This window comes from Streptomyces sp. NPDC048417 (assembly GCF_040651615.1).
Lineage (GTDB): Bacteria > Actinomycetota > Actinomycetes > Streptomycetales > Streptomycetaceae > Streptomyces.
In genome coordinates, this window is the sequence record NZ_JBEZKI010000025.1 from 30,243 (window position 1) to 49,667 (window position 19,425).

Here is a 19,425-nt window from a genome sequence, read left to right on the forward strand (position 1 = left end):
ATGACATCACGCGCGGAATCTTTTACGACGGTTTGCGCGGAGACGCTTACAGCACCGCGCTGAGGAACTCCCGGGTCCGCTCGTGCTCGGGTTCGCTGAAGATCCGCTCCGGCGGGCCCGCCTCGATGATCCGGCCCGAGTCGAACATCAGGACCTGGTCGGAGATGTCCCGGGCGAAGTTCATCTCGTGGGTCACACAGAGCATCGTGATGTCGGTGGTGCGGGCGATGTCCCTGAGCAGGTCGAGGACGCCCGCGACCAGCTCGGGGTCGAGCGCCGAGGTCACCTCGTCGAGGAGCAGCACCTTCGGCCGCATGGCCAGCGCCCGGGCGATCGCCACCCGCTGCTGCTGGCCGCCGGAGAGCTGGGTCGGCCGGGCGTCGCACTTGTCGGCGAGGCCCACCAGGTCGAGCAGCTCCCGGGCCCGCGCCTCCGCCTCGTCCTTCGGCAGGCCGAGCACGGTCACCGGGGCCTCGGTCAGGTTGCGCAGCACGGTCATGTTCGGGAACAGGTTGAACTGCTGGAACACCATCCCGATCTGCTTGCGGACCTCCCGCAGCTCCTTCTCCGACGCCGGGAAGAGCCGCTGCCCGTCGACGGTGATGGTGCCCGCGTCCGGCTTGGTCAGGGTCATCAGCAGCCGCAGGATCGTGGTCTTGCCGGAGCCGGAGGGCCCGATCAGGGTGACGTGCCGGCCCGCCTGCACGCTGAGGTCGAGGCCGTCGAGGACGGTGTTCTCCCCGAACCGCTTGGTCACCCCCTCGATGCGGATCAGCTCGGTGGACGTCGTATCGGAGGTACTCGGCTGCTTGCTGGTCTCAACGGACAAGGCGACGCTCCAGGGTGCGCAGAAGAAGGGAGGCGAGGTAGGAGATGACGATGAAGGCGACGCCGATCACCGTCACCGGCTCGGTGAACTGGAAGTGCTGCTGGGAGAAGAGCCGGGCCTGGCCGAGCATCTCCAGCACCGTGATCGACATCAGGATCGGCGTGTCCTTGAGCATCGAGATCACGTAGTTGCCGAGCGGCGGCACGACCCGGCGCAGCGCCTGCGGCAGGATCACCGCCGTCCAGGTCCGCCGCGCCGGCAGGTTCAGCGCCGTCGCCGCCTCCCACTGGCCGACCGGCACGGCCTCGATACCGGCCCGGTAGACCTGCATGGTGTACGTCGAGTAGTGCAGGCCGATCGCGAAGACACCGGTGGTCAGCGCGGAGAACGTCAGCCCCCACTCGGGCAGCACGTAGAACAGGAAGAACAGCTGCACCAGCAGCGGGGTGTTGCGGATGAACTCGGTCACCACGCCCACCGGCCAGCGCACCCACCTGGTCGGCGTCCGCATCAGCAGCGTCCACACGAGCCCCAGCGAGAACGAGATCAGCGAGCCGAGGACCAGCGCCTCGAGGGTGACCAGCAGGCCGTCCCAGAAGTGCGGCATGAACTCGCTGACGGCACTCCAGTCCCACTTCACGCGACACCACCGACCCCGGTCGTCTGCGCACGCTTGGCCTCACGTGCCGTCTGTTCGCTGCCCGGGTCCTTGCCGATCCCGGCCTTCAGCCGCTTCTCCAGGCCGCGCATCAGCCGGGTGATGACGAACGCGATCACGAAGTAGATGAGCAGCAGATACGTGTAGATGTGCGCGCTCTCCTGCAGCGCCAGGCGCACCAGGTTCCCGCTGAACGCCAGGTCGCCCATGCCGGTGATCGACACCAGCGCGGTGCCCTTGAGCAGTTCGACGAGCAGGTTGCAGAAGGAGGGGATCATCTCCGGCACCGCCTGCGGCAGCAGGATCAGCCGCAGCCGCTGCCAGGGCGTGAAGCTGAGCGCGATCCCGCCCTCCTGCTGCGCCGGGTCGACCGCGTTCAGCGCCCCGCGCACGATCTCCGAGCCGTACGCGCCGTAGGTCAGCCCGAGCGCGAGGGTGCCCGCCCACAGCGGCACCAGCTGCCAGCCGAAGGCGACCGGCAGCACGAAGAACACCCAGAAGATCATCACCAGCGCCGAGGTGCCACGGAACACCTCGGTGTAGAAGCCGGCGAGGAACCGGACGAACCAGTGCCGGCTCGTCCGCGCCACGCCCACCACGAAGGCCACCGCGGTCATCAACAGCCCGCTCAGCACGAGCAGCTGGACGGTGGTCCAGACGCCCTTCAGTACGAGGTCCCACAGTCCCGAGGTCATCCGCTCTTGCCTCCCCCGCACAGCTCCTTGGCCGTCAGGTCGGTCATCTCGGCCTGGGTGAAGCCGAACGGCCGCAGGATCCGGAACAGTTCGCCGCTCTTCTTGAGCTTGCGCAGTTCCACGTTGAAGGCGTCCCGCAGCTTCGTCTCGGCCGACCGGAACGCGAAGGCGCCCCCGTCCACGTGCGGTTTGCCGCCGACGAGCGGCGTGAACGGCTTGGTCGCCTCGGCCTTGGCGGACTTCTTGACCACCTCGCGGGTGGTGAGCGCGGTCCCGGCGAAGACGTCGACGCGTCCGGCCTCCACGGCGTTCAGCCCGGCGACCTGGTCCGGCACGATCAGGATGTCGCTCTCCTTGTACCCCGCCTCGACCGCGTACTGGATCTCCGCGTACCCGGTCCCGGTGGCGAACTTCGCCTTCTTGGCGACGACGTCCTTGTAGTCGTGCAGCCCCTTGGGGTTCCCCTTGCGCACGATGAACGAGTCGAGCATCTGGTAGTCGGGATCGGCGAAGATCACCTGTTCGCAGCGCTCGGGATTGACGTACATCCCGGCGGCCACGACATCGAACTGCTGCGAGTTCAGCCCCGGGATCAGCGAACCGAACTCGGTCGGCACCGGCTGCACCTTGTCGACCCCGAGCCGCTTGAAGATCGCCTTCGCCAGCTCCGGTGCCTCACCGGTGAGATGCCCGTCCTTGTCGATGTACCCGAAGGGGATCTCGCCGGCTATACCGAGCCGTACGACCCCCTGGGCACGCAGCCGTTGCAGCAGGTCACCGCCGTCGGTGCCGGCCGCGGTGGCCACGCGGGTGCAGCCGGCGGCGGCGAGCGCGCCGATGGCGGCGGCACCCGCGAGCACCGCGCGCCGGGTTTGTCTGGATTCATACCCAGATGTGTCTGTCTCGTTCCCAAGTGGTGGAGCCATGGCGGCGCGGCTACCCGAGGCCAATCGACTTATGCATCATGGAGGGCATGGCCGATCGATTCATCGAAGTCTCGCTGGTCACCCGCGGGGTCAGCGCCACGGCCCGGCTGCTGGACGACCGGGCCCCGGTGACCTGTGCCGCCGTCTGGGACGCCCTGCCGCTGGCCGGCGACGTCTACCACGCCAAGTACGCCCGCAACGAGATCTACGCTCTTTTCCCGCCATTCGCGGAGACGGAACCGCCCCTGGAGAACCCGACCGTCACCCCCATCCCCGGCGACCTCTGCTACTTCTCCTTCGCCGGCGCGGAGTTGGGCACGAAGGCCTACGGCTACGACCGCGAGGTGCGTCCCGGCACCACGGTCGTCGACCTGGCTCTCTTCTACGAACGCAACAACCTGCTGCTCAACGGCGATGTGGGCTGGGTGCCGGGGATCGTGTGGGGCGAGGTGGTGCAGGGCCTGCCGGACCTGGCCGAGGCCTGCAACGACCTGTGGCGGGCGGGGGCGGCGGGGGAGACCCTGGCGTTCCGCAGGGCCTAGCCGCCGCCCCCGCCCGACCGCCGTGCCTCAGTCGGTGACCACGGACGTGTTGAGGCCCTTGGCGTAGTGGTTGTGTGCGATCCGGATGCCCGAGCTGCCGTGGAAGACGAACAGCGGGGAGGTGTACGGCGGCTGGTCCGCCCCGTCCAGCCGCCGGACCGTGTTGCCGGTGAAGGCGAACCCGCCGACGCTCTTGGCGTTGACCACGGTCACGTCACCGATGTCGAACGAGTTGTGCTCGACCGAGATGTTGTGATGCACCGGGTTCGCCGGGTCGACGACCTGGTTGGTCGGCTCCACGAAGATGACCGGGCCAGTGGGCCGCGTGAACGAGTTGTCGCGGATCGTGAGGTCGGAGACCGGCCCGGACTCGTACCACTGGTAGGCGTCGGCGGAGACGTAGATGCTGGCCATGGACATCGCGTCGAACCGGTTGCCGGTGATCAGGACCGGCTTGCGGGTGGTGACCAGGATGCCGCGGGTCGGCACGTTGCGGAACACGTTGCCGGAGATGAGCACCGACGGGGTGGCCGTGATGTTCTCGACGACCGTGCCGTTGATCTCGGTCCCGGCGGGGACCGGCCGGTCGAAGGTGACGGTCATCGTGGTCAGCGGCTTGTCGTGGTCCATCCCGCTCGGCCCGTCGACCGCGGTGACCTTCGCGTGCGCCGGTGACAGCTGGGTCATCGTCCGCTTGGTGGTGAACTCGACCTCGTCACCCGGGGCGAACTGCGGGAACCCGGCGGTCTGCGGGTGCTCGTAGGCGAGGGTGAGGGTGTTCGGCCCGGGTTGCCCGACGACTTCGAGATAGGTGCCGTGGATGTTGATCGGGTCGTCGTGCGGGCCGTCGAAGACGCTCCGGGTGATCGAGACCTTGCCCTTGACGCCGGACATCTGCACGAAGTCCGCGAACGAGGCCGTGGAGCGGCCGGACTTCGGGTCGGGCGCGAAGTTCACCTTGTCGATGGAGATGTTCTCGCTGAACTGCCCCACCACACCGAAGGACTGGAGGTAGTAGGCGTTCATCGAACGCATCGTGACGTTCTTGGACTCCCAGATGAAGGCGCCCGGCTCGGTCCGCTCGATGAGGCGCATCTGGTAGACGAGCCCGGCGTCCGTCGGCTGTGACGAGCCGTTGTAGTCGATCCGGATCCGTCGGCCGCCGAGGTCGGTGACGGAGGCGACGTCGTTGAACAGGGGGTTGTCCGCACGCCAGGTCTTCTGTGCCTCGGGGTCGTGGATCTGCGTGTACTGGAGTCCGTCGGTGCCCGACCAGTACGGCTGCCCGGTGGCCGGGCTCTTCTCGCCGAGCCAGGTGATGTGCGTGCCGTTCACCTCGTACGGGCTGCCGGCCGGGATCCTCAGGACGCGGTAGGCGTGACCGTCGCGCACGCCGGTTTCGGCGACGGTCGCGTCGATGACCTCGGGGGCCGCGTAGTCGAAGGAGAAGTTCGTGAAGGTCACGTTCGTCGAGCGGATCGACGCGAACGCCGTCTGGAGGCCGTGGTATTCGAGCTTGGCCCCGCCGCCGTCGACGGTGACGTCGTGCATGTCCTCGACGAGCAGCCCGATCTTCTTGTCCCGGTAACGCTGGTCGGCGCCCACGGTGTTGGACACGTACAGCTCACGGGTCTCGGCCCGCTCGGGATAGAGCTGGTAGGTCCCCTTCGAGAAGACGATCCTGACCGGCCGGTCGAGGCTCCTGGCGTGCCGCAGCGCCGCCGCGACGGCGGGCGCCGAGTCCGTCCGGCCGGTGGGGTCGGCTCCGTAGTCGTCCACGTCGACCACCACCGGTGCCGCCTTCGGCGCCGCGGCGACAGGAGCGGCCGCCCCGCCGCCGAGCAGCGCGAGCGCCACCCCGAGAAACGCGAACCGAGACATGGGCATAGTCCCTCCGGAGCATGCGTGAGCGATGAAATACCCGATGAATAGCGGGAGTTACCGCCGATGCTCTGGTCGGATCTCCGTGCGGAGTCTGCATAGATCCGATGTCTAGGTCAATGGTCCGGGCGAACAGGCGCCACCGCCGCCGTGCTGGCGCGGATCACCAGCTCGGGGTCGAAGAGGAGTTCGCCGACGGGGACCTCGCGGTTGCCCACCAGGGCGAGGATGCTGCGGGCCACCTCCGCGGCCAGGCGGTCGGCCGGCTGGCGGACCGTGGTGAGCGGGGGGTCGACGAAGTCCATGATCATGGCGCCGTCGTAGCCGACGACCGACACGTCGCCCGGGACGTCGTACCCCTGGCGGCGCACGCCGCGGATCGCGCCCAGGGTCATGTAGTCGCTGGCGGCGACGATGGCCGTGGCGCCCCGGCCGAGCAGCGAGATCGCGGCGGACTGGCCGCCCTCGACGGTGTAGGACTGCCGGACCACCCACTGCTCCGGATCCTCGACCCCGCGTCGGGAGAGCGAGGAGACGAAGCCGCTGACCCGGCGGTCCGCCGGGCGGTTGCCGACCGGGCCCGACGCCATCCCGATCCGGCGGTGGCCGAGGCGGTACAGGTGGTCGACGGCGAGTTCGGCGGCCAGCAGGTCGTCGGTGGAGAAGACCGGCACATCGCCCACGCCCTCGAACTCGCCGTTGACCCCGACGAACGGGATCCTGCGGGAGCGCAGCAGTTCGTACGCCGCCGGGTCCGCGCCCTCGATCGTGTTGCTGGCCGACAGGAAGACCACGGCGGCGACGCCCCGGTCGGCGAGCGAGGTCACGAAGTCCAGCTCCTGCACCCCGCCGGGGAAGCACGGGCACAGGACCGTCTTCAGACCCTGCGGGGCGAGAGTGGACTCGATCCGTTCGCAGACGTCGGCGAAGAACGGGTTGGAGACGAACTCGGTGATGACCGCGATGAGCTGCCCCCGGGTCTGCCGCTCGTACCCGAGGTCGGCCATCGCCTGCTCGACCGCCTCGCGGGTCTTGCGCGCCACACCCTGACGCCGGTTGATGACCCGGCTGACGGTGGCCTCGCTCACCTGCGCCCGCTCCGCGACCTCGGTGATGCCGACCTTCATAACGGTTCCCGCCCTGGCTCGCTTGCACGAAAACGATGAAAACTTTCAGCGCATCATGCCATGGAAGATTGCAGTGAGTCTGCGTTTCTTGCAGGTTTCTTCCGCATGACCATTGAAGCGCCTCTCCGGGCCCTGTTAGCTTGCGGCCACCGCTCGGCCGTTCCACCCGCCCGACCGCAGTGATCGAGACCGGAGACCCGATGAAGCCCTCAAGGCTCATGCTGCTCACCGCCGTTGCCCTGCTCGCACCGATGGCCCCCGCTGTGTCGGCCGAGGCGGCACCGGGCCCCCGGCCCCAACTCGCCATCCCCGACCCCGGCTTCGAGAACGGCGGCACGGGCTGGACCTTCGGCCCGGGCACCGGGGTCGGCACCGGCAACCGGCACGGCGGCACCCACTTCCTCTACCTCGACGCCGGAGCCGGCAAGAGCGCCGAACTCACCCTCGTGGCACCCCGGAACGGCAGCTACGACTTCTCCGCGTGGATCGGCAGCGCCGGCACCGGCGGCACGTACACCGTCCGGCGCAACGGCGAGACCGTCGAGACGATCACGCTGCCGCAGCACGCCGGCTACGCCCGGTACACCATCAGCGACGTCGCGTTGAAGACCGGCGACCGGCTGCAGATCGAATTCGGCTCCGGCAGCGCCTGGGTCAACGCCGACGACCTGATGATCTCTCCCGCCGCACCGGCCGACCCGAAGGTCACCTCGTCCGACCCTGAGGTCGCCGAGATGTTCGCCTGGGCCCAGAAGAAGGCCAACAGCTGGGTTCAGCTGCCCGGCACGACAGGCCCGATCAACGTCGACGAGAACCAGACCGGCGGCACCGGCAGCGCGTCGTACGAGCCCACCTACTGGGCCGGATACGCCAACCGCAGCGCCTACTACTCCCGCGACATGACCCACCAGCTCGCCGGCGCCCACCTCATCGGCCTCGACGCCGAGAACGAGACCATGCTCCGCTCCTACGCGCAGTCGGCCACCGCCGAGCACAAGTACTTCCCGGTGTGGTCCCTCAACTTCGACGCCAGGACCTACCTGAGCATCGACTACAAGAGCCCGGACAATTTCGTCCGCGAGGTGCCGGCCACCTTCGAACTCGTCGAGAAGGCGGCCCAGGCCTACCTCTGGACCGGCGACCGCAGATACGTCGACGACCCGGTGCTGTGGGACTTCTACCGGCACGCCACCGAGCAGTTCATCGACCTGCACAACTCCGCCAAGGACAACGGCAAGGTCAAGGTCGCCGAGGGCACCGGCCAGGGCATCTTCGAGGGCGCCGCCAGCTACAACGAGCAGGACGGCGACGGCCTCGCCGAGGCCGGCGACGGCATCGCCTCCGAGTACCAGGCGTACCTGGCGATGGCGGTCCTCGCCCGTGGCAAGGGCGACACCGCGCTGGCCAGGACCTACGACAAGCGTGCCGCCGACCTGAAGACGTACTTCAACGACGACTGGAGCGGCACCGGCAGCGGCGCCGACATGGTCCGCGCCTACACCCTGTCCGGCACCCCGGTCACCGGCTGGGGCAAGGAGAACAGCGTCTTCATGCCGATGAAGCAGATCATCGACCCCGGCCCGCGCAACGACGCCTATCTCGACTACATCGAGAAGCAGGAGCTGGGGCCGGAGGGGTCGCCCAACATCGAGTCGACGACCTACCTGCCCGACATGTTCTTCAAGAACAACCGCAACGACACCGCCTGGCAGTGGATGCAGAAGATCTACGGCGAGCGGGAGACCCAGCACGTCAACTCCAGCCAGGGCCCCGACGGGGACTACCCCGAGGTGTCGTTCACCCTGGTCAGCCAGACCGTTCAGGGCCTGATGGGCATCACACCGGACGCCCCGAACCACAAGGTGACCACCCAGTCGCGGCTGCCGTCCGGCATGAAGTGGCTCCAGGCGGCGGACGTCCCCATCGGCACGGGCACCGTCACCGTGCGGCACGACGGCGCGACCAGGACCACGCTGACGAACAACTCCCGCAAGGCCTCCTACAGTTGGGAGGCCCGTTTCCCCGGCGTGCACAAGAGGATCGAGGTCGACGGCGTCCCCCAGCGGGTCCGCACCAAGAAGGTCGACGGCGTGACGTACACGTACGCGACCCCGACGGTACGGGCCGGACGGACGGCGGTGGTCCAGGTGACCGGCTGACGCGCACGCCGCTCCCCGACGCGCACTCCGTCAGACCACGACGGCGCCGACCGGCGGTAGCGAAGCCGCCCCCGCCTCGTACAGCGCATGGGCCGCCCGAAGCACCAGATCGTCCCGGTGCCGGGCGGCCACGAGCTGCAACCCCACCGGCAGCCCGTCCTCGTCCACCCCCACCGGGACGGTCGCGGCCGGCTGCTGGGTCAGGTTGAAGGGGTACGTGAACGGCGTCCACCCCGTCCAGCGCCGGAATCCCGAGTTCTTCGGCACCTCCGCCCCCGCCTCGAACGCGGTGAGCGGCAGCGTCGGCGTGACCAGCAGGTCGTACCGTTCGTGGAAGAGGCCCATGCGGCGCCCCAGGTCCATCCGGACGTCCACCGCCGCCAGATACTCCAGCGCGCTCAGCCGGGCCCCCTGCCCGCAGATCTCCCGCAGCCCCGGATCGAGCGACTCCCGCTGCTCGGGGGAGAAACGCTGGATCACCCGGGCCGCCCCCGCGAACCACAGCGCGTGGAACGCCTCCACCGGGTCGCTGAAGTCCGGGTCGGCCTCCTCGACGTACGCCCCCAGCCCGGCCAGCTCCGACACCGCCCGCCGTACCGCCGCCGCGACCCCCGGCCGGACCGCCACCTGGCCGCCCAGCGTCGGTGAGAACGCCACCCGCAGTCCGCGCACGCCCCCCGAGAGGCCGGCCGTGAAAGGCCCCGGGGCGGGACCCAGCGCCGACCAGTCCCGGGCGTCCGGTGTGCCGATCACGTCCAGCAGGAGTGCCGCGTCGGCCGCGTCCCGGGTCATCGGGCCCACGTGCGACAGCGTGCCGAACGCGCTCGCGGGGTACAACGGCACCCTGCCGTACGTCGGTTTCAGGGCGAAGATCCCGCAGAAGGCCGCCGGGATGCGCACGCTGCCACCGCCGTCCGTGCCCAGGGACAGGGGCCCGGCCCCCAGGGCGACGGCCGCCGCGCTGCCGCCGCTCGAACCGCCCGCGGTGCGGGACGGGTCGTACGGGTTGCGGGTGATCCCCGAGAGCGGGGAGTCGGTCACGCCCTTCCAGCCGTACTCGGGGGTGGTGGTCTTGCCGATGAACACCGCGCCGTGCTCGCGGAGTCGGGCGACGGAGGGGGCGTCCTCGTCCCAACTCCCGGCCGGCGAGATGGTCCTGGAGCCGCGCAGAGTCGGATGGCCGCGCATCAGCAGGATGTCCTTCACCGTCACCGGGACGCCGTCGACCAGGCCCTTCGGCTCGCCCCGCCGCCAGCGCTCCGCCGACTGGGCCGCCTGCGCCAGGGCGTCCTCCTCAGTGAGGCGGACGAAGGCGTTGACCTCCGGCTGGATCAGGGCCGCCCGTTCCAGGGCCGCCCGGGTCGCCTCCACCGGGCCGAACCCGCCGGTGCGGTAGCCGTCGAGGAGCTGTCGGGCGGTGAGGCCGGTGAGGCCGGTGAGGTCGGTGAGCTGCATGAGGGGCACCCTCCCGGGAGTCAGTGACCGGGCACGTAACCGCGCTTCTTGTCGACCACGTTCAGCAGAGATCTGCCCGCCGCCCACCGCTCGTACAACTCCACGAACTGATTGCCCAGTTCGTCCCGCCAGCCGATCGTGTCCCCGCTCATGTGCGGCGAGACGATGAGGCCCGGCGCGTCCCACAACGGGCTGTCGGCGGGCAGCGGCTCGGCGGTGAAGACGTCCAGGGCCGCGGCGGCGATCCAGCGCCGGGTCAGCGCCCGCACGAGCGCGTCCTCGTCGACCAGCTGGCCCCGGCCGACGTTGATGAAGCAGGCCGACGGCTGCATCACGCCGAAGCGGTGCGCGTCGAACATGCCCTGCGTCTGCTCGGTCAGCGGCGCGGCCGCGATCACCCAGTCCGCGCGGGACATCAGCCGATCGAGGTCGTCGGGGCCGTGGATGCCGGTGCGCGGGACGCGGCCGACCAGCGCGGTGGTGATGTCGAGCGCCTTGAGGGTGCGGACGATGGCCCGGCCGATCGGGCCGGAGCCCACCACGCACGCGCGGGTGCCGCCGACCCGGCGCGCCTCGCGGTGCCGCCAGGTCCGCTCCCGCTGGAGGCCGAGGGTCTCGGGGAGGTCCTTGGCGATCGCCAGGACCAGCGCGGCCACGTACTCGGCGATGGGCTGGTCGAAGACCCCGCGCGCGTTGGTGACGACCGTGTCGGACGCGGCCAGTTCGGGGCACATCAGATGGTCGACGCCCGCGCTGGCGGTGTGCACCCACCGGGGCCGCGGTCCCGTGCCCGGCCAGGCCTCGCGGACGGCATGCGAGGCGAAGTCCCAGACGAGCAGGACGTCCGCCTCGGGCAGCCGGGCCGCCAGGCCCGCCGCGTCCGTGTGCACGATCCGTGCGTGGCCGGTGAGCCGGCCGAGCCGCGGGGGCGGGTCGGCGTCGAGGATCAGCACGGTGGGCGGGGCCTGCGTCATCGCGGGGACGGCTCCCTACGTCTGGCATGCGCGGATTGACCACGCTCGCACCCCAACCTACCGTCGTCAACACGGACGTACCCGCCGACCGTTGCCCCCTCCTCTCCTGACCTGAGGCCGGTGACTTCCCATGGACGTCTCCTTTCTGGGCGGACCTCGCCCACAGCGCGGTGTCGGCGTCGTGGCGCCCTTCGACTTCGCACTCGATCGTGAACTGTGGCGCTGGGTGCCCGACGACGTGTCCCTGCACCTGACCAGAACCCCGTTCGTGCCGGTCGAGGTCAGCCTCGACCTGGCCCGGCTGGTCAGCGAGCACGAGACACTCGGCGACGCGGTGCGCGCGCTGACCGCCGTCGCACCCGAGGTGGTCGCCTACGCCTGCACCTCCGGCAGCTTCGTCGGCGGCATCGCCGGGGAGCGCGCGATGTGCGAGGCGATGACCCGGTCCGGCGCGATGCCCGCGCTCACCACCTCCGGTGCGCTGCTCGACGCACTGACCGAGCTGGGCGTGCGGCGGCTCGCGCTGGTCACGCCGTACACGGTCTCGGTGACGCGGGTGCTCGAGGAGTACGTGGCGGAGGCGGGCGTGCAGGTCGCCGGAGTCGCGTTCATGGGGCTGACCCGGCACATCTGGCAGGTGCCGTACCGGGACGTGGTCGCCATGGCCCGGCAGGCGGTACGGCCCGGGGCCGCCGACGCCCTGTTCATCTCCTGCACCAACCTGCCCACCTACGACGTCATCCCCCAGCTGGAGGCCGAACTGCGCGTCCCCGTCCTGTCGGCCAACCAGGTCACGATGTGGGCGGCGCTGCGCAGGCTGGGTACCCGAGCCGTTGGGCCCTATCAGACGCTGATCGGTCATCGGGACGGATCGGCGCCACGGGAGTGGCCCGTACTGCCGGAAGAACAGCAGGAAGGGTGGACATGACAGCGCTCGGAATCCTCTATCCGGGGCACTCCGCGGAGGACGACTACCCGCGCATCGAACAGCTCCTCGGCAGCGACATCCGGGTGGACGTCGTCCACACCGACATCGGCGAGGACGCGCACCGGGTGGACGCGCTGCTGGAGATGGGATCGGCCCGGCGGCTGGCGGCCGGAGTGGACGAACTACGGCTCGCGGGCGCGGACGCGGTGGTGTGGGCGTGCACCAGCGGCAGCTTCGTGTACGGCTGGGAGGGCGCCCACCAGCAGATCCGTGACCTCGCCCAGGCGGCCGGGCTGCCGGCGTCGTCCACGTCCTTCGCGTTCGTGCACGCGGCGCGGGAGCTCGGGGTACGGCGGGTGGCGATCGGCGCGACCTACCCGGACGACGTGGCGCAGCTCTTCGCGGACTTCCTGCGGGCCGGAGGCCTGGAGGTCATCGGGGTCCGCCCGTCGGGGATCGTCACGGCGGCGGAGGTGGGGACCTGGGGGGAGGAGGAGGTGCTCACCCTGGCGCGGACCGCTGACGCGGAGGATGCCGAGGCGGTGCTCCTTCCGGACACGGCACTGCACACGGCGGCGCATCTTCCACTCCTGGAGAAGGCGCTGTCCAAGCCGGTGCTCACGGCGAACCAGGTGACCGTGTGGGAGGGACTGAGGCTGGCCGACCGCCGGGTGAACGAACCGGCGCTGGGCACCCTGTTCACCCGCCAACCGATCGTCCAGGTCTGACGGACCCCCGTACCAGGGGGCTCCGCCCCCCGGACCCCCGTGCCCCTGCCCACCCACCACCCGGCTCGGCCGGCTCGAAGGTGCCGTCCGGGGCGGAGGCGTCGGCTCGATCGGTGTGGAGGAGCCATATGGGGTGGGGGTTGTGGGGTCGGTCGGTGTGGCGGGGCTGTCTGGGGTGAGGGTTGTCGGTTTGGTTGGTGTGGCGGGGCTGTCTGGGGTGGGGGTTGTGGGCTCGGTTGGTGTGGAGGGGCTGTCTGGGGTGGGGGATGCCGGTTTGGTCGGTGTGGCGGGGCTGTCTGGGGTGGGGGATGTCGGCTCGGTCGGTGTGGCGGGGGCGTCTCGGGTGGGAGGGGCTCGGTCGGTGTGGAGGGGGCCGGGGGCCTTCCAGCGGTGTCAGGAATAACCGGAGCCATCCTCCTGTTACCGCCCACCAGTACAGCTCACGGTCGCAAACAGGAGGCTCTCACCGTGTCGGCAGACGAGATCCGGGGCATCACGCACGGGACCGCCCCCGTCCCCCTCTCCGTACTGGACCTGGTGACCGTCGGCACCGGCAGTACGGCAAGCGACGCCCTGCGCACCAGCGTGGAGCTCGCGCGGCTCTCCGAGGCGCGCGGTTTCCAGCGGTTCTGGGTCGCCGAGCACCACTCCATGCCCGGTGTGGCCTCCTCCTCGCCCGCCGTGATCCTCGCCCACCTCGCCGCCCACACGGAGCGCATCCGGCTGGGTTCGGGCGGGGTCATGCTGCCCAACCACGCGCCGCTCGTCATCGCGGAGCAGTTCGGCACGCTGGAGGCGATGGCCCCGGGGCGGGTCGACCTGGGCCTCGGCCGGGCGCCGGGCACGGACGGGGCCACCGCGGCCGCCCTCCGCCGTACCCAGACCCTCAACGAGGGCGCCGACGACTTCCCCCAGCAGCTCGCCGAGCTCACCCGGTTCCTGGACGACGACTTCCCGGAGGGGCACCCGTACCGCCGGATCCACGCCATCCCCGGCCCCGTCCAGAGCACCAGCCCCGGCGGTGTGCAGTCCCCGCACCGGCCGGTCGTCTGGCTGCTCGGCTCCTCCGGCTTCAGCGCCCGGCTCGCCGGCATGCTCGGGCTGCCGTTCGCCTTCGCGCACCACTTCTCCGCGCAGAACACCATCCCGGCCCTGGACCTCTACCGCGAGTCCTTCACCCCGTCCGCCGTCCTCGACGAGCCCTACGCCCTCATCGGCGTCTCCACGCTCGCCGTGGACGAGGAGCGCGAGGCCCGGCGCCAGGTTCGGGCCGGCGCGGTGAACATGCTGCGGCTGCGCACCGGGCGGCCCGGTCTGTTCCCGGACCCGGACGACGTCGAGAACCACGAGTTCTCCCCGATGGAGGAGGAGTTCGTGCACTCCTGGACCGCCAACATCGTGCACGGCACCGCCGACGAGGTGCGCGCCGGTCTCGACGACCTCCAGAAGCGCACCGGCGCCGACGAGCTGATGCTCACCACGCATGCCCACCGCGGCGAGCTGCGTCTGCGCTCCTACGAACTGATCGCCGACGCCTACGGTTTGCCGACCGGGGTGTCCGCGTAGGTCCGGGTGCCCAGCAGCTCGGAGATACGATCCGGCGCCACCGGCCGGGAGTACAGCCACCCCTGGCCGGTGTCGCAGCCGATGTGGCGCAGCCGGGAGGCCTGCGCCGAGGTCTCCACGCATTCGGCGGTGACGGTGAGGCCGAGCCGGTGGGCCAGCTGGATCATCGCCTCCACCACGACCTCGTCGGCGGGGTTCGGACGGTCGCCCGGGTCGTCGTACTGGAATCCCCGGACGAAGGAACCGTCCAGCTTGAGGACCGAGACCGGGAGCCGGCTGAGGTAGGCGAGGTTGGAGTAGCCGGTGCCGAAGTCGTCGATGGCGATGCGGACGCCCATGTCGCTGAGGGCCTGAAGCGCCTGCAGCGGCCGGCCGGCCGAGCCCATCACCGCCGACTCCGTCAGCTCCAGCTGGAGCAGATGCGGCGCCAGGCCGGTCTCGGCGAGGGTCTGCGCCACGTCCGCGACCAGGTCGGAGTCCCAGACCTGGCGCACTGCCACGTTCACGCTCACGAAGATCGGTGGCTCGTCGGGGTGGTCCAGCTGCCACCGGCGGGCCTGCCGGCAGGCGGTGGTCAGGGCCCAACGGCCGAGCGGGACGATCGAGCCGTCCTCCTCCGCCAATCCGATGAACCGATTCGGCGCTAGTGTGCCGAACTGCGGATGATTCCATCGGACCAGCGCTTCGACCCCGCTCAGCCGCCCGTCCTCCATGCCCACCAGCGGCTGGTACTCGAGCACGAACTCGCCGCGCTCGATGGCCGGGCGGAGGGTGGAGGAGAGCGCCTGGCGGGTGACCAGGTGGGCGTTGCGTTCCGGGTCGAAGAGCGTCCAGCGGGACTTGCCGTCGGCCTTCGCCCAGTAGAGGGTCGTGTCGGCGGCCTGCATCAGACCGGTGGCCGTCGTACCCGCCGCATGGCGCTCCACCACCCCGATCGAGGCCGACAGGGAGAGTCGCTGGCCGGCCAGGTCGAACGGCGCCTGGAGAGCCGCCAGCGCCGACTCGGCCAGATCGGCCAGCTGCTCCGTGCCCGTCGAGTCCTCGACCAGCAGGGCGAACTCGTCGCCGCCGAGCCGGGCCACCAGCGGCGCCCCGGCCCGCGCGAAGCCGGCCTCGTCGGCGACTCGGGTCAGCCGTTCGGCGACGGCGGCCAGCAGCCGGTCGCCCACCCGGTGGCCGAGGGTGTCGTTGACCGCCTTGAAACCGTCAAGGTCCAGGTAGCACAGGCCGATTCGGCCGGTGCCGCCCTGCTCGTACGACTCCGCCTCCAGCGCGGCCGAGAGACGCTCGAAGAACAACGTCCGGTTGGGCAGCCGGGTCACCGGGTCATGCATCTGCAAGTGCCGCAGCCGGGCCTGGAGTTCGCGGCGCGCACTGATGTCGGAGACCGACAGCAGCACGCCCGGGGCGTCCTTCGCCAGCGGGGATACGGTGACCTGGACCCACAGTGAGTGCCCGTCGGGGTGCTTGAGCCGGCGGGTGCAGCGCAACTTGGCCTGCCGGCCGCGCAGTACCTCGCGATAGGCGTGCCAGGTACGGGCGTCGGAGGCCAGGTCCACCAGATCCGCGGCGATCCGCCCGGTCAGGCCGGCCGGCTCGCTGCCGATCAGGGTGCCGAACGCCGCGTTGGCGGTGCTGACCAGCCCTTCGCGGTCGACGACGGCCAGGGGCAGCGCGGCGGCCGTGAAGGCGTGCTCGTATGTCTTCGGATCCGGCATCTCGCCTGTCGGCTGTGCCGGCTGTGCCGGCTGTGTCGTCTGTGTTGTCTCTGCTGTCTCGCCTGTCTTCGGGTCGGTCGTCTCGTTGTACGACTTCCGACTGATGTTGTCACTCTCTGTGACGGCGGACCGGTCGAGGTCTGCCGCGGGCGTCGGCCCTTCGGACGTTCCGCTCACCGCTCGCTCCCGCAGTGCACTCGATCTCTGTCCGTGCAGGAAAGTGTGCCGATCATAGAGGCTGGCCCGAGGGCCTTCCAGCCACTGTCCAGTGTCCACGATGAAGCACCGGTTCTGACAGATCGTTTCTGCCCGCACCTGGACGGGTTCTTGAGCCGCCTGGCCACTTGTGACGTTCCGTGAGTTTCCCGGGGTGTCGGCCGTTCGGGTTCCTCACCCTTCTGGTGCAGGTAAACAGGTCATATGAGGACAAACTCGCACAGGCTGGGTGGCGGTGTCCCGCGAACCGCCCCGGAGGTCCTTCCGTGCCGCGTCTCCTGCTGCGCAGCTCCGCCGCCGTGTTCACCACGATGTCGGCGCTCGTCGCAACGACGATCCTGACCGGACCGTCGGCCGCCGAGCCGTTCTCCACGGCTCCCTGCGCCCTGCACCGCACCGACGCGCACCACTCCGAGGGCGTCGACACCTGGAACGCCGGCTACACCCGCCCCACCCACCCGCTCTCGGCCGTGATGGTGTTCCTCTCCTTCCCGGACGCGCCCCCGCGCACCACCCCCGCGGAGCTGGCCGCCGACCACTTCCCGGCCACCAGCCGCTACTTCGACCAGGCCTCCTACGGGAAGTTCACCATCCGGCTGCACCCGCTGACGCACTGGCTGCGGATGCCCCGGCCCTCGGTCGCCTACGGCATGAAACGCGACTGGAACCTGGTGCTGCGGGCCGCCTACCTGCGGGACGCGTTCGCGGCGGCCGATCCCGAGGTCGACTTCTCGCGCTACGACGTCGTGTACCTGGTGGCCGATCCGGACGCGCCGGGCGTCGACTCCGACGCCACGAAGGTGGTCAACCTGGACGTCCCCGTGCACGTCGACGGCACGGACATCCGCCGGGTCGTCACCGTCTTCGAGAGGCACCCGCCGGACCGGCTGGTTCTCGCCCATGAGACCGGGCATGTCTTCGACCTCCCCGACCTCTACCACCGCCCGGTGGACGGCAAGGGCGACTGGGACACCTACGTCGGCGACTGGGACCTGATGGGCAGCCAGTTCGGGCTGTCCCCGGACCTCTTCGCCTGGCACAAGTGGAAGCTCGGATGGCTGGATCCGCGCCAGGTGGTGTGCGTACGGGGGACCCGGCCGACCCGGCTGACCCTGGAGCCGCTGTCGGCGGGACCGGGGGTGCCGGAGGCGGGCGCCGCGGGCGCGCCGGCCTTCGGGCTCGGCGACGGCACCAAGCTGGCGGTGGTGCGCACCGGGCCCGACAGCGTGCTGGCCTTCGAGGCGCGGGGCGCGTCCGGGAACGACAGCGCGGCCTGCCGGCAGGGCGTCCTCGTCTACCGGGTCCGCGACGAGACGGCCTCCGGCGGCGGCCCGATCGAGGTGGTCGACGCCCATCCGCGCACCGAGGCCTGCTGGGAGAACTCCGTCTACCCGCCGCTCGCCGACGCCCCGGTCGCCCTCGGCGAGAGCTTCACGGTCCCGGGGGACGGCGTGCGGGTCGAGGTGGAGGGGCGGACGGCGTCCGGCGCGTGGAACGTGAAGATCACGCCGAGGGAGCTGGACTGACACGCGGGCGAAGGGCGCGGAAACACGAAAGGCCAAGCTCGCAAGAGCTTGGCCTTTCGCCTACTTCGCGTGCGCCGCCAGGGACTCGAACCCCGGACCCGCTGATTAAGAGTCAGCTGCTCTAACCAACTGAGCTAGCGGCGCCTGCTGACGTCGTAGACCTTAGCATCCTGATCGGTGGGAGGAAAAATCGATATCCGCACGGCCGAGCGGGCCGCCCGCACCGCCGCCCAGAGCAGGATTTCCGGTCCGGGGAGCCAGGGCTGCCGGGTGTCCGGGCCGACCAGCCAGCGCGCGCCGGCCGGGGCGGGGGAGCGGTCGCCGTTCAGTGCGGGGACGGTCACCGCGTCGCCGGTGCCGTGGTACAGCAGCGGCGGTACGGCCTGGCCGCGGCCGCCCCACTCCTCCCAGCCCAGGAGTGTCGGCAGCCGGGCAGCGGTGCCGGGGGCGGCGAACAGGAGCATCCGGCCCCGGAACACCGCGACCGGCCCGGAGCCCGGCCCCTCGTCCCACAGCCGGTCCAGCATGCGGCGGCCGAACACCGCCGGGGCGTTCACCACGTCGAACACCGAGCCGCAGGGCAGGACGACCGGGGCGTCCGGGTACTCCTCCCACAGGGCGAGCGTGCTCCGCGGATACGTTCCTGCCGAGGCGAGCCAGGTGGCTCCGTCGGGGGTGACCCCGGCGGCGTCGGAATGGCCGCCAGGGCCGTGGAGTGGCGTCTCGTGCGGTGTGCTGCTCATAGGGAATTGATACCCATCGTGAGCCGGTGCTCGCCGTGAGTTGCGGAAAACCGGGACGGGAGGGAGCGGAGGGGGGTATCTTGCCCGGCTGGCATATGCCGCGGGCGGTCCCGCTCCGCGGAGGCGGCTACTAGACGGGCTCCGCCGGCTCCGCGTCCTCGCTGCCCTTCAGCAGGTCCCGGCCGAACTCGACCATCTTCTTCGCGTAGTCCTCGGTCCACTCGGCCTGCGCGGCGATGTCGGCCGGGGTCAGCCGGTCGAAGCGGCGCGGGTCGGCGAGCTGGGCGGCGGCCATGGCCTGGAACTCCACCGCGCGGTCGGTGGCCACACGGAACGCCTGGGTCAGCTCGGTCGCGCGCGCCAGCAGCGCCCCGGGGTCCTCGAGCGACTCCAGGCCGAAGAAGTGCTCCGGGTCGGCGACCGCCGCCACCGGCTCGAAGAGCAGGTGCGCGGGGCGTAGCCGCGGCTCGTTCCGACGCGGCGTGGGCTCCGCCATGTCTGGTCCTCCTCGTACGGTTCGGTGCCTACGGTTCGATGGCCACCGTCCATTCTCTCGCGCCCGCGCAACCCCATCCCAAGGCCGTCGGCTGACTCTCCGCTCGGCCTGGCCCCCGAGAACACCCGGCCCCGGGCCGGGCGGGCCGGTCACCGCGTGGTTCACTTTCCAGCCGTCGGGGCGGTATGTGTCGGCCGCCTCCGCCAGACGGGGGGTGAGCGAGGCCTTCGTCAGGGCCGCCGGCTGACTCGGTGTTCG

At 70.6% G+C, this 19,425-nt stretch carries 17 protein-coding genes and 1 tRNA gene; 6 read left to right on the forward strand and 12 right to left on the reverse strand.

Annotated elements, in window-relative coordinates; translation table 11 throughout:
* Nucleotides 1–46: 46 nt before the first annotated feature.
* From ehuA to ehuB, 4 genes are read right to left on the reverse strand one after another with little or no spacing between them, the layout of a single operon-like run.
* Nucleotides 47–829, reverse strand: coding sequence for an ectoine/hydroxyectoine ABC transporter ATP-binding protein EhuA (ehuA, locus tag AB0D59_RS34215; RefSeq protein WP_362574014.1), 783 nt, complete (start codon nt 827–829; stop codon nt 47–49).
* Nucleotides 819–1,469 carry an ectoine/hydroxyectoine ABC transporter permease subunit EhuD gene (ehuD, locus tag AB0D59_RS34220; protein WP_362574016.1) on the reverse strand — a complete coding sequence of 217 codons (651 nt, stop codon included), beginning with the start codon at nt 1,467–1,469 and terminating at the stop codon, nt 819–821. The genes ehuA and ehuD overlap by 11 nt, the downstream gene beginning before the upstream one ends.
* On the reverse strand, nt 1,466–2,182 hold the full coding sequence (gene ehuC / locus AB0D59_RS34225) for an ectoine/hydroxyectoine ABC transporter permease subunit EhuC (protein WP_362574019.1): 717 nt from the start codon (nt 2,180–2,182) through the stop codon (nt 1,466–1,468). Before ehuC ends, ehuD begins: the two co-directional genes overlap by 4 nt.
* A complete protein-coding gene (ehuB, locus tag AB0D59_RS34230; protein WP_362574022.1) occupies nt 2,179–3,108 on the reverse strand; it encodes an ectoine/hydroxyectoine ABC transporter substrate-binding protein EhuB in 930 nt (309 codons plus the stop codon). The genes ehuC and ehuB overlap by 4 nt, the downstream gene beginning before the upstream one ends.
* A gap of 47 nt (nt 3,109–3,155) precedes the next feature.
* On the opposite strand from ehuB, the gene AB0D59_RS34235 reads away from it, so the two are divergent.
* Nucleotides 3,156–3,650, forward strand: a complete 495-nt coding sequence (locus AB0D59_RS34235) for a DUF3830 family protein (protein WP_362574024.1) — start codon at nt 3,156–3,158, stop codon at nt 3,648–3,650.
* Between the two features lie 27 nt (nt 3,651–3,677).
* Here AB0D59_RS34235 and AB0D59_RS34240 read toward each other — a convergent pair whose 3' ends face one another.
* Both AB0D59_RS34240 and AB0D59_RS34245 read right to left on the reverse strand, forming a co-directional pair.
* Nucleotides 3,678–5,531: a glycosyl hydrolase family 28-related protein gene (locus AB0D59_RS34240; protein WP_362574027.1), complete on the reverse strand. Its 1,854-nt coding sequence runs from the start codon at nt 5,529–5,531 to the stop codon at nt 3,678–3,680.
* A 116-nt stretch (nt 5,532–5,647) separates the two neighbouring features.
* Nucleotides 5,648–6,658, reverse strand: a complete 1,011-nt coding sequence (locus AB0D59_RS34245; RefSeq protein ID WP_362574030.1) for a LacI family DNA-binding transcriptional regulator — start codon at nt 6,656–6,658, stop codon at nt 5,648–5,650.
* A 200-nt stretch (nt 6,659–6,858) separates the two neighbouring features.
* On the opposite strand from AB0D59_RS34245, the gene AB0D59_RS34250 reads away from it, so the two are divergent.
* Nucleotides 6,859–8,817: a hypothetical protein gene (locus AB0D59_RS34250; protein ID WP_362574033.1), complete on the forward strand. Its 1,959-nt coding sequence runs from the start codon at nt 6,859–6,861 to the stop codon at nt 8,815–8,817.
* Nucleotides 8,818–8,847: 30 nt separating this feature from the next.
* Here the strand turns inward: AB0D59_RS34250 and AB0D59_RS34255 are convergent, their stop codons facing one another.
* Together AB0D59_RS34255 and AB0D59_RS34260 are read right to left on the reverse strand one after the other, a co-directional pair.
* Entirely contained in the window at nt 8,848–10,272 is a 1,425-nt protein-coding gene (locus AB0D59_RS34255; RefSeq protein ID WP_362574036.1) for an amidase, read from the reverse strand.
* 20 nt (nt 10,273–10,292) lie between these two features.
* Nucleotides 10,293–11,246, reverse strand: a complete 954-nt coding sequence (locus AB0D59_RS34260) for a D-2-hydroxyacid dehydrogenase (RefSeq protein ID WP_362574038.1) — start codon at nt 11,244–11,246, stop codon at nt 10,293–10,295.
* Between the two features lie 130 nt (nt 11,247–11,376).
* Here AB0D59_RS34260 and AB0D59_RS34265 point away from each other — a divergent pair, with 130 nt between their 5' ends.
* The 3 genes from AB0D59_RS34265 to AB0D59_RS34275 all read left to right on the forward strand — a co-directional run bounded on the left by AB0D59_RS34265 (nt 11,377) and on the right by AB0D59_RS34275 (nt 14,468).
* Nucleotides 11,377–12,174 (forward strand): aspartate/glutamate racemase family protein, encoded by a 798-nt coding sequence (locus AB0D59_RS34265; protein ID WP_362574041.1) that lies wholly within the window; start codon nt 11,377–11,379, stop codon nt 12,172–12,174.
* Nucleotides 12,171–12,902, forward strand: a complete 732-nt coding sequence (locus AB0D59_RS34270; protein WP_362574044.1) for an aspartate/glutamate racemase family protein — start codon at nt 12,171–12,173, stop codon at nt 12,900–12,902. The genes AB0D59_RS34265 and AB0D59_RS34270 overlap by 4 nt, the downstream gene beginning before the upstream one ends.
* A gap of 468 nt (nt 12,903–13,370) precedes the next feature.
* On the forward strand, nt 13,371–14,468 hold the full coding sequence (locus AB0D59_RS34275) for an LLM class flavin-dependent oxidoreductase (RefSeq protein ID WP_362574047.1): 1,098 nt from the start codon (nt 13,371–13,373) through the stop codon (nt 14,466–14,468).
* Here the strand turns inward: AB0D59_RS34275 and AB0D59_RS34280 are convergent.
* The gene (locus AB0D59_RS34280) at nt 14,438–16,363 is read right to left on the reverse strand and encodes an EAL domain-containing protein (RefSeq protein WP_362574050.1); all 1,926 of its coding nucleotides are present in this window, start codon (nt 16,361–16,363) and stop codon (nt 14,438–14,440) included. The two genes, AB0D59_RS34275 and AB0D59_RS34280, sit on opposite strands and share 31 nt — an antisense overlap.
* A 350-nt stretch (nt 16,364–16,713) precedes the next feature.
* On the opposite strand from AB0D59_RS34280, the gene AB0D59_RS34285 reads away from it, so the two are divergent.
* On the forward strand, nt 16,714–17,928 hold the full coding sequence (locus AB0D59_RS34285; protein ID WP_362574336.1) for a M6 family metalloprotease domain-containing protein: 1,215 nt from the start codon (nt 16,714–16,716) through the stop codon (nt 17,926–17,928).
* A gap of 70 nt (nt 17,929–17,998) precedes the next feature.
* Here the strand turns inward: AB0D59_RS34285 and AB0D59_RS34290 are convergent.
* From AB0D59_RS34290 to AB0D59_RS34300, 3 genes are all read right to left on the reverse strand, one after another.
* A tRNA-Lys gene (locus AB0D59_RS34290) sits at nt 17,999–18,072 on the reverse strand.
* Complete coding sequence (locus AB0D59_RS34295) at nt 18,063–18,671, reverse strand: bifunctional DNA primase/polymerase (RefSeq protein ID WP_362574053.1); 609 nt, start codon at nt 18,669–18,671, stop codon at nt 18,063–18,065. The genes AB0D59_RS34290 and AB0D59_RS34295 overlap by 10 nt, the downstream gene beginning before the upstream one ends.
* Nucleotides 18,672–18,801: 130 nt before the next feature.
* A complete protein-coding gene (locus tag AB0D59_RS34300) occupies nt 18,802–19,167 on the reverse strand; it encodes a hypothetical protein (protein ID WP_362574056.1) in 366 nt (121 codons plus the stop codon).
* Nucleotides 19,168–19,425 lie beyond the last annotated feature (258 nt).

Bases quoted from the DNA above. Each gene is read 5' to 3' on its own strand.
- ehuC (WP_362574019.1), bottom strand. From the start codon at position 2,182: ATGACCTCGGGACTGTGGGACCTCGTACTGAAGGGCGTCTGGACCACC.
- ehuB (WP_362574022.1), bottom strand. From the start codon at position 3,108: ATGGCTCCACCACTTGGGAACGAGACAGACACATCTGGGTATGAATCC.
- AB0D59_RS34235 (WP_362574024.1), top strand. From the start codon at position 3,156: ATGGCCGATCGATTCATCGAAGTCTCGCTGGTCACCCGCGGGGTCAGC.
- AB0D59_RS34240 (WP_362574027.1), bottom strand. From the start codon at position 5,531: ATGTCTCGGTTCGCGTTTCTCGGGGTGGCGCTCGCGCTGCTCGGCGGC.
- AB0D59_RS34245 (WP_362574030.1), bottom strand. From the start codon at position 6,658: ATGAAGGTCGGCATCACCGAGGTCGCGGAGCGGGCGCAGGTGAGCGAG.
- AB0D59_RS34250 (WP_362574033.1), top strand. From the start codon at position 6,859: ATGAAGCCCTCAAGGCTCATGCTGCTCACCGCCGTTGCCCTGCTCGCA.
- AB0D59_RS34255 (WP_362574036.1), bottom strand. From the start codon at position 10,272: ATGCAGCTCACCGACCTCACCGGCCTCACCGGCCTCACCGCCCGACAG.
- AB0D59_RS34260 (WP_362574038.1), bottom strand. From the start codon at position 11,246: ATGACGCAGGCCCCGCCCACCGTGCTGATCCTCGACGCCGACCCGCCC.
- AB0D59_RS34265 (WP_362574041.1), top strand. From the start codon at position 11,377: ATGGACGTCTCCTTTCTGGGCGGACCTCGCCCACAGCGCGGTGTCGGC.
- AB0D59_RS34270 (WP_362574044.1), top strand. From the start codon at position 12,171: ATGACAGCGCTCGGAATCCTCTATCCGGGGCACTCCGCGGAGGACGAC.
- AB0D59_RS34285 (WP_362574336.1), top strand. From the start codon at position 16,714: ATGTCGGCGCTCGTCGCAACGACGATCCTGACCGGACCGTCGGCCGCC.
- AB0D59_RS34295 (WP_362574053.1), bottom strand. From the start codon at position 18,671: ATGAGCAGCACACCGCACGAGACGCCACTCCACGGCCCTGGCGGCCAT.
- AB0D59_RS34300 (WP_362574056.1), bottom strand. From the start codon at position 19,167: ATGGCGGAGCCCACGCCGCGTCGGAACGAGCCGCGGCTACGCCCCGCG.